Raw genomic sequence first — 12,294 nt, forward strand, 5'->3', positions numbered from 1 at the left:
CCTCTTCTAATTAGAATTGAGATAGATCAATCTTGGATATATGCTGCACATGATCGATCGTTTGGAGTGCGGGAATGAGCGAGTCAGGCAGCATATCATCGAGCTCCAGCACGGTCAGCGCTTGACCGCTTCTTCCTTTGCGGTCGACCGACATATATCCGATGTTGACGCGCTCGGACTTCAGCATAGAGGTGACATCCGCGATGATGCCGGTCCTGTCCTCGTGCAGTATGACGAGAGTTGGATAGTCTCCGGTAATCTTCACCCTAAACTCATTCACGCTTACAATTTCGATATTGCCGCCGCCGATAGACGTTCCGACGAGCGATAGCTTTCTAGCCTCAGGCTCGCTCGTCTCGAGTAGCAGCTTCACCGTATTCGGGTGCGAGAACAGCCCTTTTCCTTGCCCGAAAATCACATCCATCCCTTGTTCCCCGGCGACGGAGAGTGCATTAGGGATCCGGATATCGTCGGTAGCGAATCCTAATAGGCCGCTCACAATGGCGATATCCGTGCCATGCCCTTGATAAGTCGCCGCGAAAGAACCGTAGAACAAGATTTCTGCCCGCTTCGGCACAGCGCCGAGCAGCTGATGCGCTACAAGACCGATACGAACCGCTCCCGCCGTATGCGAGCTGGACGGCCCGACCATCGATGGACCAATGATGGAGAACACATCTTTAAAACGCACGCTTCCGCCGACCTCCCGACTATTTTGTCATAGTGTTGCCCAAGCCTGGTTCCTCAACTCATTATTGGATGCGGTAGACAGCGGGGGATACGCCATACTTCTGCCGGAAGACGCGGTAAAAGTACGAGTAGCTGCCGAAGCCGCAAGTTTCGGCGATTTGTTCGAGCGTCATCGTGCTGTACTTGATTCGTTCGATGGCCATGGATAACCGGACATTTTGGGTATACTGTATGATGGTCATGGCATAGCATTCCTTGAACAGGTGGACGGTGCGCGAGACGCTTAAGCCCACGTGATTCGCAATGTCAGAGACGGTGAAGGGATCGGCGGCATGTTCGTCGATAAAATTCTTCATGCGGGTTGCGATGAATGACTTGCCCTGCAGGGCGGATTGCGTCGATATTGCACGGTCAAGGCCGAGGCATAGCGCGCGGAGCAAATAGTCGGCCAGTTCCGTATCTTCCGCTTCGAAGCGCCGCTTCTCCAGGATGAGAGCTTGCCAAATCGACAGCCAGCGCTCATCGGGAACGACCTTTACTTTGCGCGGACGGTCCTTACGGCTCCACCATTCATCGAGCCAGCTGCCGCGGCAGATGACATAGTAGTCGCCGCTCTTAACGCCGCTTTCAGCTTCATTGGTATCGGCATCGTTATGAGGTGAGATTACATTCAAATGATAGGCATCGCCAGGCCTGAAAAGCAGCAGGTCCCCGGCTTCGATGCGCTGCATTCGTCCGTCCACGAGCGCCTCGCAGGTACCCTCGGTTTGCAAGCGGAAGAGATAGGCGCGCAGGCTGCCGTGATTCGTAATTTGGAATGGCTGTGTATGATACGAGTAGCTACAGCTCATAACTTCGGTTAACACGCTGTCCACCTCATTTTGCAGCAAAATAGTACATGTTATTGTTATATAATACATCTCGTCAGCACTCAAATTCTACTATAATGAGTGTCATATTGGTAAACTTGAGAAGCTATGCGTTTCACTAGGGCGCAAGCTACATACCTCCCGAAAGGAAGAGATTAAACGTGAAAATCGGTTTGCAACTGTTCACAGTACGTGATGACTTGGCTAAAGACTTCAAAGGCACGCTTCGTCAAGTAGCGGCTATGGGCTATGAAGGCGTTGAATTTGCTGGCTATGGCGACATTCCTGCAGAAGAAATGAAGGCATTGCTCGATGAGCTTGGTATCGAAGCTTTCGGCAGCCATATTGGCTTGCAGCAGCTTGAATCGAATATCGAAGGCGAAATCGCGTATCTGAAAACAATCGGCGCGACTTATGCGATCCTTCCATGGGTTTCCCCTGAGATGGTTGCTGGCGGCGAAGCGTTCTGGCGTGAGCTGATCACGAAGCTGGAGCAATTCGGCAAGAAATTCCATGAAGCAGGCCTCGAATTCTGCTATCATAACCACGACTTCGAATTCGCACTGAAGATCGATGGCGAGTTCGTATTTGACGCCATGTACACGAAAGTACCTGCTGATCTGCTCAAAGTTGAAATGGATATCGGCTGGGTTCAATACTCCGGCGTAGATCCACTTGCATATATCGCGAAGTATGCTGGCCGTCTGCCGCTGCTTCACTTGAAGGACTTCCGCAAAGGCCACCCAGGCGAGCAAATCGACACGGTCGAGCTTGGCCAAGGCGACCTTGCACTGAACGATATTATTGCTGCAGCTGACAAAGCAAACGTGCAATGGATCGTTGTCGAGCAAGACAGATGTGCAAACCCGCCGCTTGAATCGGTACAAACAAGCATCAACTGGCTCCGTGAGAACGGCCACAAAGCATAACCATTATTATTGAATAAGGGAGATATACGCCATCATGAGTAAAGTAAGAGTAGCCGTTGTAGGCTGCGGCGCGATCGCAATCCGCCGTCACATTCCTGAATATGCAGTAAATCCAAACGTCCAGTTCGTCGCTTTCGTTGACCCAGTAATCGAGCGCGCACAAGAGCTGGCGGAGAAATACGACGCAGAAGCTTTTGCAAGCTATGAGGAAATGCTGAGCAAAATTAAGCCAGACGCAGTTAGCGTATGCACGCCGAACTATCTTCATGCTCCAGTAACAATCGCTGCAGCGAACGCGGGCGCACACGTTCTGGTTGAGAAGCCAATGGCTTCGACAGACGAAGAAGCAGCTGCAATGATCGAAGCTGCAAGCAAGAACGGTGTATACCTGATGGTTGGCCACAACCAACGTCTGATGCCTCCTCACGTGAAGGCAAAAGAAATTCTTAAGAACGGTTCGCTTGGCCGCGTTCTTACATTCCGTACGTCGTTCGGCCACCCAGGTCCGGAAGGCTGGAGCGTAGACGGCAAAGGCAGCTGGTTCTTCCGCAAGCCGGAAGCAATCATGGGCGCGATGGGTGACCTCGGCGTGCATAAATCCGACTTGATCCGCTACCTGCTTGACGATGAAGTTGCTCAAGTTACGGGCTTCATCGGCACGCTGGACAAAGAAGGTACAGACGTAGACGATAACGCAACTTGCCTTCTTCGCATGAAGAGCGGCGCAATCGGTACGCTTGTTGCTAGCTGGACGTACTACAAAGGCGAAGACAACAGCACAGTGTTCTGGTGCGAGAACGGCGTTATGAAGATCGGTACGGATCCAAGAGACCAAATCATCGTTGAACTGCGCAACGGCACAGTTGAGCGTTACAACGTTGGTGCCATCAGCACGAACGACAAGCAAGAAACGAGCGGCGTTGTTGACGCGTTCATCGACTCCATCGTTACGAAAACAAAGCCAAGCATCTCCGGCGAAGAAGGCCGCAAATCGCTGGCCGTTATCCTTGCAGCGTTCGAATCGCAAGCTACTGGCAAAGTAATCAGCCTGTAATAGGGCACCTAGATAAGACCTCCAGTTCTGCCGGATAAGGCGGAGCTGGAGTTTTTTATTGTCGCCGAAGTGTTATTGCTGTATGCTATAGCGATTATTCGTTTTATATATTTTTCCAATAGCGCTCGCTGTGCTATCGTTACTTAAAAATAGCCCAATCGAGGTGGAGTACGCATATGACGTCGATCTATGATTTTCAACTGAATAACATTAATGGCAGCCCAGTTGCATTATCCGCATACCGCGGCAAGGTTCTTCTCATTGTGAACACAGCCAGCAAGTGCGGCTATTCACGTCAATTACCAGGTCTTCAGAAGCTCTACGAAAGCTACCGCGAGCAAGGATTGGAAGTGCTTGGTTTTCCGTGCAACCAATTCAACGCCAAAGAGCCAGGGAACAGCTTGGAAGTGAGGGAATATTGCGAGCAGAACTTTGGCGTAACGTTTCCGCTGTTTGAGAAGGTGGAGGTTAGAGGTGGAGAGGCGCATCCCTTATTCGTCTATTTGACGGAGCAGGCTCCATTCCGCGGGTTCGATACTGAAACTTCGGAAGGGCAGAAGATGGACAGCTTCGTGCGTGACAAGTATTCGAATTATTACGCTGGCGACGGAGTGAAGTGGAATTTCACCAAGTTTCTAATCGCGCGAGACGGTCAGGTGTATGGGCGCTACGAGACAACGACGGATCCGCTGGAGTTAGGGGCGATTATTCAATCGTTGCTTTAATAAGTGCAATAGTGGATGAAAAAAGCGATTTCGCGAGCTGAGAGACGGATTTGGATCTCTCGCGGCGAGAAATCGCGGATATGAGCGGGCCGCGCTGCTGAGAGATCCAAATCAGCACTCTCAGCAGCGGAAAAGGCAATCCGTCGAGCTGAGAGACCGAATTTGGATCTCTCGCGCCGAGAACCGCCCGATAAGAGCGGACCGCTCTGCTGAGAGATCCAAATCAGCATTCTCAGCAGCAAAAAAGGCGATCCGTAAAGCTGAGAGATCGGATTTGGATCTCTCGCGCAAAGAGATCCGCCTTCCGAAGAAGGCGGTCCACTCAACATCCTCATTTAAAAAACAAAAAATGCGTCGGCAGCGGCCGCAGCGTCCCGTCCGAAGGATGGTTGATGACGCGGCCGTTGAAGATGAGCGACGATGAGCCGCCGCCGTCGAGGTTGTAGCCGTCCATTGCGCCAAACCGCTCCAGCAAGTACTGCATCTCCGTAAGCGTAGCGCCTGAACTGCCGGCTTCATCTCGCCCGTCGATAACGAGGAAGAGCAGCTGGTTATCCTTGTAGTTGGCGATGACGGTACGCGGCGCGCGGGAAGGGCTGGTCAGCCACTTCTGCGGGATCGGCATCGGAACGCCGTTCTTCATCAGCACAGGAACGAAGGAAGCGCCGAACTTCAGATTCTTCTCATCGAGCTCGCTGCGGTCGGTCATTTTGCCGCCAATGAGCTTCAAACTATCGTTGAGCCCAACGAAGAACAAATCCTTCTCCGACGGATGAAACCCTCCGACATATTTGCCGTTCAGCATCGTTGTGCTGAGCGGATAGCGTTTGCCATCGGAGTCGGCGAATCCGCCGGCGTTTACGCCTGCGATTGCATTGTACCGGCGTACGGCGGACAATGTCGTCTCTGCGCTGCCGTACTTGTCATTGCCCAGCACCATTTTCATCCCATTCTCGGACTTCAGCTTTACCTTAAGCGCATAGCCGCTGAATTTTTCCGCACGAATGGTGAACAGCTGCGCCGTCAGCTTGTCCGATTGCACCTGCTGCACCGGCGAACCGATCTTGCGGGTAATTCGGCGGTCGTAAATGAGTGACGGACGTCCAAGCTGCGAGTAGGTTAAAGTGACGACACCGTTCATTTTCTCATTCACCGCAAGATAGAGCTTCACATTCTTCTTAATGGATGAGGCGGTATGTATCGCTAGCTGCTTCGCTTGATCAAGGCCGCTAATGACCGAAGTGCTCTGCGCGGGAACAGCAGCGAGCGGAGTCGTATCCTTCGGAAAAGCCGCGTCCGTCAGCTCGAACGTGAGGTTCGAATTCAAGAGCCATATGAGCATGCCGATAAAAGGGGCCAGCGACGCTAGCATGAGACGGTTTAATTGTTTGACGGTCATTATTTGAGCACATCCAAACTTTTCTTCAGCTCATTCAGCTGCTTCTTCACATCGGCAATTTGGCTGTACAGCTTGTTGCTGTTATCGGTCTTGCTGCTCATATTGTCCTTGGAGAACTCGAGAAGCTCATTGATCGCATCAACTTTGCCTTGAATTGTAGTGAGTTCGCCGTTAAAGTTCGTCGTCAGCTCCTCCAGCTGCTTCTTATAATCGGCCTGCATCGCGGATATCTGCTGGGCGGTCTGCTGGTTGACTTGATCGGTCAAGTTCTGCTTGAGCTTGCCCGTATACCAGATCGTTCCCAGCACGCCGGAGCCGATGAGAAGGACCCAAATGAAGAGAAATAGCGGTAAGGATAATCCTTTCTTGCGTGTCTGTCTGCTCCGCTCATAGCTGGCAGCGGATCTTGTTTCATAGCCTGTGTCTGTATGCATAAGCAATCAATCTCCTATTTCGGTAAGCACTTTGACCTCTATTTTAACATACTAGATTCATAGAATAGAAGAAGAGCCCCCTCTGCATATGCAGAAGGAGCTCTTTCGTTTTTGTAAATGCTAGGCGTTCTTGTTGTAAAGCACCGGATTTTTAGGAGATGCGGCCAGCTCGCCCGGCTTGATGCCTGGGAACCAGCTATTGAGATCGCTTCTGCGTGCATTGCTGTCTGGCTCGGCAACGATCATGTCATCCGCGATATAGATGATCGTCATCACTTCGCGCATCCGATTCGTTGGATTGCCTGGCGCGCTGTGAATCGTCCAGCCGGCGTGGAAGGTTGCGTCGCCTGCTTCCATTGCGCCATAATTCGTCGTCGGCAGCCCTTTGCCAGTGACATAAGAACCGATCGTCTTATGCGATTCATCGGAAATATCTTGACGGCTCAAGTAGCCGCTTTGGTACGATTCGTCAACGAATGTCATCGAGCCGATTTCCTCGGAGATCGGTACGAGCGGCATCCACAGTGTAATTGATTTGTCGGTGCTAAGCGGCCAGTAAGTCTGGTCTTGGTGCCAAGGCGTATGACCGCCGCCAGGCTCTTTGAACAACGCTTGGTCATGGTACATGCGCACGCCGTCTACACCCATCAGTTCTGCAGCGATTTTGGCAAAACGCTTCGCGAATGCGAAACGCTTCGCAGACTCGCTCATTTCCCACAAGTTCGTAATTTGTATGAAAGCTTTGCCGTACGTATCGCGCTCTTCAACAGGCTTCGTTTGGTAATTATGCTCACGCACTACGCCTTCGATAATCGGCTCGTAAACGTCCACTTCTTCAGGCTTAAGCACATTCTTCAGAAAAATATGACCGTTCTTCTGAAACGACGCGATTTGCTCAGGGGAGAGCTCATAAGCCTCATCCAAAGTTGGCAATTGAGCCAGGTTTACATGCTGTTCCATTCATAAACGCTCCTTTATTTCATGATCGCTTGCCTTATGCCCCTATTATAGCGTCTGCCCGGCACCGCTTTCTTTGTTCCGATATCTTATCCTTTTTGTCAAAAACGACTGTGTTTATTACAATAGGGGTAGCATGATTGCCAGGAGGGAAACGGCCAGATGATGTATTTATCCGAAATGATGGCGAAGCGGCCCATCGTTCCCTTTATACGGGAGGGCAACTTTGCGGTACGAAAGCCGTGGACGAATGCAGAGCGCAGGCTGCTTGATTATTTGATCGTGTATTTTCAGGAAGGGTCATGCGTATTCACGGTCGATGGTGTGCCTTATGAATTCGGAAGCGGTGAGTTTTGTCTAATCCAACCAGGCAGCTTGAATTTTCTCGAAGGGAAGACGAACACGATCACGCCTTTCGTCCATCTGGATTTCTTCTTTGACGAGCTGAGGGAGGAGCGGTTCCCGACAAGAGGCGGACAGACGGACATTAGCGCATACGCGTATCTGATGCAGCCGAGGGTTAACGATTTCAACGGTATCGACATTCCGGTCAAGCTGTCGCCGAAGAAGCCGATCGTAATGCGCGATAAATTTATTGAGATGGTCAAATGCTGGCAGCATCGTGATCCGCTCAACCAGCTGCGTGCGCAATCGCTCGCGACTGATATCATCCTGACGATATTGGAGGATCATACGGACCTGAAGGAAGCTGAGAAAACAGCGCCTCAGCCGCTCAATTGGATTACATCGTTCTTCTCTTTCAATCTCTCCGAGCCTCTGACCGTGAATGAGATGGCGAAGCGGGCGAACTTATCTCCCTCGCGATTCAGTGCCAAATTCCGTGAGCAGTTCGGCGTTCCGCCGCATCGTTACTTGCTGGAGCTGCGTATCGCTCATGCGAAGGACTTGCTTGCGACATCCGAGCTGCGTCTTGAGGAGATCGCAGAGTACTGCGGCTTTGCGGACATTCATCATTTTACGAAGGCGTTCAAGAAGATGGCTGATGTATCGCCTGGCGCTTACCGAAAACAAACGAGCATTGACCGGTAGAGTCGGTTCAATGCTCACTTGTTGGTTATTACAGATGCTTACGGACGTCTAAACTGCTGTGTCCAATACGGGTTCATGCTGCCGCCTTGGGCATAACCGACACCAAGCTGCGTGAAGTTCGGGCTAAGAATGTTGGCTTTGTGTCCAGGGGAGTTCATCCAAGCCGTCATAACTTCTTGAACGCTCTTCTGACCAGCAGCGATATTCTCGCCGGCATACGAATAGCTGATGCCGAATTGCTTCATCATATCGAATGGGCTGCCATACGTTGGTGAATCATGCGAGAAGTAGTTTTTGTCGCGCATATCGTTGGACTTCGCTTGTGCGCTCTTCGTCAGCGGATCATACAGCGTCAGCGCCGACAAGCCAGCTTTGGCACGCTCTGCATTGACCTGCTGCAAAATTTGCTGTGCAATGGACGCGTTGCCGCCAGCACCGGCATTACCTGTGTTTGCGGTGTTGCCAGTGTTACCTGTGTTGCCAGTCGTTGTGCCTGTACTATTGCCTGTGCCAGTGCCAGTGCCGGTATTACCAGTCGGGTAGCCATAATTGCCACCTGTGCCAGTACCGTAGTTATTGCCAGTATTGCCAGTCGTTGTGCCGGGCGCGCCTTGTCTCAATTGACTGTTCAGCCATTGATACCATTGGCTATTGTTCATGTTGCCAAGGTTGCCTAAGTTACCAAGATTGCCAAGGTTACCAACGTTACCGTTGTTGTACGCAGTCGCGTTGTAACGATTGTCGTTGCCGAGCGGTGTAACGCCATTATACGAATAGCCGCGATACGTGTTGTTGTACGTAGTGCCATACATGTCATTGCGGTACGTGCGGTTGTTCAGCGGCAGCAGATTGTCTGCTGTGTTCACTGTCTTCCGCTCCAGGTACCTTACGCCATTGCCTGCTTTGTTCTCCAGATATCTTACATCATGGCCTGCTCTGTTTCCCAAATACTTGACTTCGTTGCCTGCGCGGTTTGCCGCTTTGTAACCGTTATTCGGTCCCGGTCCGGACACCGCATTGTAAATCAGAACACCTACGCCGAGCGCTAAACAAATACCTAATAAAGTCCCAAAAAATCTTCTCATTTTGGCTGAAACAGCTCCTTTCACACCAACTAATATGTTCAGCGGCGGAAGGAGCTATGCGATCAGGAAACGAGGCAATATCAAGCAAATTGCTCAATAATAAGAACGTCGCAGCCGGCTAATGGAACTTGGCCGGAGACAGCTGTACCCGTGATCAGATCGACGCCGGCGAACTCGCCCAGCTCGACGGTTACTTCGGCAGCATTATGGTTCAGTACGAATAAATAAGAACGTCCCTCGCGGCTGCGCAGCGACACTTCAACACCTGGCTGCTTACCAGGAAGCGGCTTAATGTTGCTGCTGTCGCAAAGTGCGCCAAGGAAGCCTTGGAGGAAGTCGGCATCCGGGCTTGATGCTACATACCATGCTTCGCCGCTGCCAAACCGGTTGCGAGTCAGCACGGGCATTCCTTTATAGAAGTCATCGCCGTATTCGGCAAGCACTTCCGCGCCTTCAGAGTGGATGAGATCGCACAGAATCGAGCATTTGTATTCGCCTTGCAGATTGCCAAGCGAATCCTTCATTACGATACGATTGTGATGGCCAGGGAACAGCGCGTCGATTTCCTCGGCCCAAATGCCCAGCAGTCCCCGAAGCTCGCCAGGATATCCGCCTAATGTGACGATATCGTTCTCATTCACGATACCGCTGAAGAAGGTCGTCACGAATTTGCCGCCTGCTGCGACATAAGCTTCAATTCGAGCAGCCATGCCTGGTTTCACCATGTACATCACAGGGGCAAGAACGATGGCATAAGGGCTAAGGTCCTCTTCGAAGGAAACGATATCGACCTGATGGCCTTGCTCATACAAGGCCCGGTAATAGTTGTGGATTTCATCCACATATTTGAGGTCGATCGTAGGGCCGCTCGAATACTCGATCGCCCAGCGGTTCTCCCAATCATACATAATGGCGATGCGGCTAGGCAGGCGCGAGCCGAGCAGCTTCGTATCAAGGCTATCGAGCTCCCTGCCAAGCTGTGCGCATTCGCGGAATACGCGTGTATGCTCGTGGCCGACATGTTCGATGAGCGCGCCGTGATACTTCTCGCAAGCCCCCACGGAACGGCGCAGCTGGAAGAACATAACGCTGTCCGAGCCATGCGCAACCGCTTGATAGCTCCACAGACGCATAATGCCAGGCCGCTTCAACGTATTGTAAGCCTGCCAATTCTGTTGGCTCGGCGTCTGCTCCATGAGCAGGAACGGAGCGCCGCTCTTCAAACCGCGCATTAGATCATGCGTCATCGCGGTGAAGCTTGTGGGCGTGTCCATGGAAGGATAGTTGTCCCATGCGATGATGTCCATGTGCTTCGCCCATTTGAAATAGTCGAGCCCTTTAAATGTACCCATTAGATTCGTTGTAACGGGTAGATCTGGCGTTTGGGCTTTAATCGCATCATATTCCAGCTTGTAACACTCAAGCAGACTGTCGGAATTGAAGCGGGTATAGTCAAGCGAGATGCCTTGGAAGCAGGTACGGTCTGACGACCACTGCTCGGACAGAGCGTTAGGGAGTACGATTTCGTCCCATTCATAGAAGGTATGGCCCCAGAAGCGCGTGTTCCACTGCTCATTCAACTTGTCCAGCGTCCCGTATTTGGCGCGCAGCCATTCGCGGAAAGCTGTTTCGCAGCGGTCGCAATAGCATTCGCCGCCATACTCATTGGAAACATGCCACAGCAGCAGGGCCGGATGGTCTTTGTAGCGCTCGGCGAGCTTGGCAGCCAGCTGGGTGGAGAGGCTGCGGTATAACGGGCTGTTCGGACAGGAGTTGTGGCGACCGCCGAACTTGCGCTGCCTGCCGTTAAAATCCGTGCGCAGCACTTCAGGATATTTGCGCGCCATCCAAGCCGGATGCGCACCTGTGCTTGTAGCCAGACACGCATAGATGCCGTTCTTATGCAGCATGTCCATAATGCGGTCGAGCGTCTCGAAATGGTAGGTATCTTCATTCGGCTGGAGCATCGCCCAGGAAAATACATTAACTGTTGCAATATTCATTCCCGCAAGCGGAATGAGGCGCATATCCTCAGGCCAAATGCTCTCGTCCCACTGTTCCGGGTTATAGTCGCCGCCATATAACATTTTGGGCAATTTCGTCGTATCCATCTGCACGAATCTCCTTCGGTAAATGTGATGATAATAGCTTTATTTTATGGTAAGATTCGAGTAAGAGATATATAAAATAGTTTAGGCAGGATATCATAATATGGAACAGCTTATCGAGCGGAAGGGATTTATCATAAACGGGCAGCATCAGAACCGGTTTATGTTCAAAAGCGGCGAATTCGAGCTGCCGCTCTATATGGATAGCATTGGCTTTAACCCAGATCAGGAGACGGTTGACCGGACGAAAGGATATCCGTACTTCCACTGGCTGCAAACCTTAGATGGCGAAGGGGAATTCGAGCTGAGCGGCAGACGCTACACGCTGCCTCCCGGTCATGGCTCGCTGCTCTTTCCAGGAGTGCCGCATTTCTATACGGCCAAAGGCGGCAAGAAGTGGTCGACGCTATACATAACATTCGGCGGCGTATTGGCAGCTTCGATGCTGGCATCCCTTGGCATTCGGCATACCGAATGGCTGCACTGGGAGGAAGATGCGCCGATTACGTCGCAGCTCATTGCGATGATCAAACAGGCACAGCATGACGAGGATCGGACGGGGCTTAATGCATCGGCGCAGCTGTACCGATTTCTGACGATGATCAAGATTTATGGGCAAAAAGGCGGCCGTTCGTCGGTGTTCCAGCATTTGGAGAAGCTGGATCCTTTGCTTGGATGGCTGGATGTAAACTACGGCGATCCCGATATCAGCCTGACGGATATGGCGGAGAAGCTTGCCATCAGTCCTCGTTACCTGAACTCGCTGTTCAGACAAGCGTTCGGCATTACGGCATACGCCTACCTGATTAAGCTGCGCATTATTAAGTCCAAAGAAATGATGAGCCTTGGCGACAGCACGCGATCGATCAAAGAAATTGCGATGCTGTCAGGATACCGGGATTCCAGCCATTTTATCGCGGCATTCGGCAAGACGGAAGGAATAACGCCCGAGCAGTTCCGCAAGCTGCACGGCTTAATATCAAGCTGAACGGAG

12 protein-coding genes are annotated in these 12,294 nt (G+C 51.7%); 5 read left to right on the plus strand and 7 right to left on the minus strand.

The annotated features are described in order from the left end of the window. Positions 1 to 10: 10 nt before the first annotated feature. A complete protein-coding gene (sdaAB, locus tag A8990_RS04165; protein ID WP_116187761.1) occupies positions 11 to 691 on the minus strand; it encodes an L-serine ammonia-lyase, iron-sulfur-dependent subunit beta in 681 nt (226 codons plus the stop codon). A gap of 61 nt (positions 692 to 752) precedes the next feature. Next, positions 753 to 1,556 (minus strand): AraC family transcriptional regulator, encoded by an 804-nt coding sequence (locus A8990_RS04170; RefSeq protein WP_116187762.1) that lies wholly within the window; start codon positions 1,554 to 1,556, stop codon positions 753 to 755. A 164-nt stretch (positions 1,557 to 1,720) separates the two neighbouring features. Between A8990_RS04170 and A8990_RS04175 the strand changes: the two genes are divergently transcribed. The 3 genes from A8990_RS04175 (at position 1,721) to A8990_RS04185 (ending at position 4,267) form a co-directional block, all read left to right on the plus strand. Next, positions 1,721 to 2,488, plus strand: a complete 768-nt coding sequence (locus tag A8990_RS04175; protein WP_245995833.1) for a sugar phosphate isomerase/epimerase family protein — start codon at positions 1,721 to 1,723, stop codon at positions 2,486 to 2,488. 34 nt (positions 2,489 to 2,522) lie between these two features. Then, positions 2,523 to 3,542, plus strand: coding sequence for a Gfo/Idh/MocA family protein (locus A8990_RS04180; protein ID WP_116187764.1), 1,020 nt, complete (start codon positions 2,523 to 2,525; stop codon positions 3,540 to 3,542). A gap of 176 nt (positions 3,543 to 3,718) precedes the next feature. Beyond that, on the plus strand, positions 3,719 to 4,267 hold the full coding sequence (locus tag A8990_RS04185) for a glutathione peroxidase (RefSeq protein WP_116187765.1): 549 nt from the start codon (positions 3,719 to 3,721) through the stop codon (positions 4,265 to 4,267). Between the two features lie 331 nt (positions 4,268 to 4,598). Here A8990_RS04185 and A8990_RS04190 read toward each other — a convergent pair whose 3' ends face one another. The 3 genes from A8990_RS04190 to A8990_RS04200 form a co-directional block, all read right to left on the minus strand. Next, a complete protein-coding gene (locus A8990_RS04190) occupies positions 4,599 to 5,666 on the minus strand; it encodes a phosphodiester glycosidase family protein (RefSeq protein WP_116187766.1) in 1,068 nt (355 codons plus the stop codon). Further along, complete coding sequence (locus A8990_RS04195) at positions 5,666 to 6,100, minus strand: hypothetical protein (protein ID WP_245995834.1); 435 nt, start codon at positions 6,098 to 6,100, stop codon at positions 5,666 to 5,668. Before A8990_RS04195 ends, A8990_RS04190 begins: the two co-directional genes overlap by 1 nt. A gap of 120 nt (positions 6,101 to 6,220) precedes the next feature. Beyond that, positions 6,221 to 7,060, minus strand: a complete 840-nt coding sequence (locus A8990_RS04200; protein ID WP_116187767.1) for a phytanoyl-CoA dioxygenase family protein — start codon at positions 7,058 to 7,060, stop codon at positions 6,221 to 6,223. Positions 7,061 to 7,219: 159 nt separating this feature from the next. Between A8990_RS04200 and A8990_RS04205 the strand changes: the two genes are divergently transcribed. Beyond that, positions 7,220 to 8,107 (plus strand): helix-turn-helix domain-containing protein, encoded by an 888-nt coding sequence (locus A8990_RS04205; protein ID WP_245995835.1) that lies wholly within the window; start codon positions 7,220 to 7,222, stop codon positions 8,105 to 8,107. Positions 8,108 to 8,145: 38 nt separating this feature from the next. On the opposite strand, the gene A8990_RS04210 is transcribed toward A8990_RS04205, so the two are convergent. Beyond that, on the minus strand, positions 8,146 to 9,192 hold the full coding sequence (locus A8990_RS04210; RefSeq protein WP_245995836.1) for a CAP domain-containing protein: 1,047 nt from the start codon (positions 9,190 to 9,192) through the stop codon (positions 8,146 to 8,148). An 80-nt stretch (positions 9,193 to 9,272) separates the two neighbouring features. Continuing rightward, on the minus strand, positions 9,273 to 11,303 hold the full coding sequence (locus A8990_RS04215; protein ID WP_116187768.1) for a beta-galactosidase: 2,031 nt from the start codon (positions 11,301 to 11,303) through the stop codon (positions 9,273 to 9,275). A gap of 100 nt (positions 11,304 to 11,403) precedes the next feature. On the opposite strand from A8990_RS04215, the gene A8990_RS04220 reads away from it, so the two are divergent. Further along, positions 11,404 to 12,288: an AraC family transcriptional regulator gene (locus tag A8990_RS04220; protein ID WP_116187769.1), complete on the plus strand. Its 885-nt coding sequence runs from the start codon at positions 11,404 to 11,406 to the stop codon at positions 12,286 to 12,288. Positions 12,289 to 12,294 lie beyond the last annotated feature (6 nt).

The sequence above is a fragment of the Paenibacillus taihuensis genome, assembly GCF_003386535.1.
In the GTDB taxonomy this organism is placed as follows: domain Bacteria; phylum Bacillota; class Bacilli; order Paenibacillales; family Paenibacillaceae; genus Paenibacillus_Z; species Paenibacillus_Z taihuensis.

Bases quoted from the DNA above. Each gene is read 5' to 3' on its own strand.
- A8990_RS04180 (WP_116187764.1), top strand. From the start codon at position 2,523: ATGAGTAAAGTAAGAGTAGCCGTTGTAGGCTGCGGCGCGATCGCAATC.
- A8990_RS04205 (WP_245995835.1), top strand. From the start codon at position 7,220: ATGATGTATTTATCCGAAATGATGGCGAAGCGGCCCATCGTTCCCTTT.
- A8990_RS04220 (WP_116187769.1), top strand. From the start codon at position 11,404: ATGGAACAGCTTATCGAGCGGAAGGGATTTATCATAAACGGGCAGCAT.
- A8990_RS04210 (WP_245995836.1), bottom strand. From the start codon at position 9,192: ATGAGAAGATTTTTTGGGACTTTATTAGGTATTTGTTTAGCGCTCGGC.
- A8990_RS04195 (WP_245995834.1), bottom strand. From the start codon at position 6,100: ATGCATACAGACACAGGCTATGAAACAAGATCCGCTGCCAGCTATGAG.
- A8990_RS04190 (WP_116187766.1), bottom strand. From the start codon at position 5,666: ATGACCGTCAAACAATTAAACCGTCTCATGCTAGCGTCGCTGGCCCCT.
- A8990_RS04185 (WP_116187765.1), top strand. From the start codon at position 3,719: ATGACGTCGATCTATGATTTTCAACTGAATAACATTAATGGCAGCCCA.
- A8990_RS04215 (WP_116187768.1), bottom strand. From the start codon at position 11,303: ATGGATACGACGAAATTGCCCAAAATGTTATATGGCGGCGACTATAAC.
- A8990_RS04200 (WP_116187767.1), bottom strand. From the start codon at position 7,060: ATGGAACAGCATGTAAACCTGGCTCAATTGCCAACTTTGGATGAGGCT.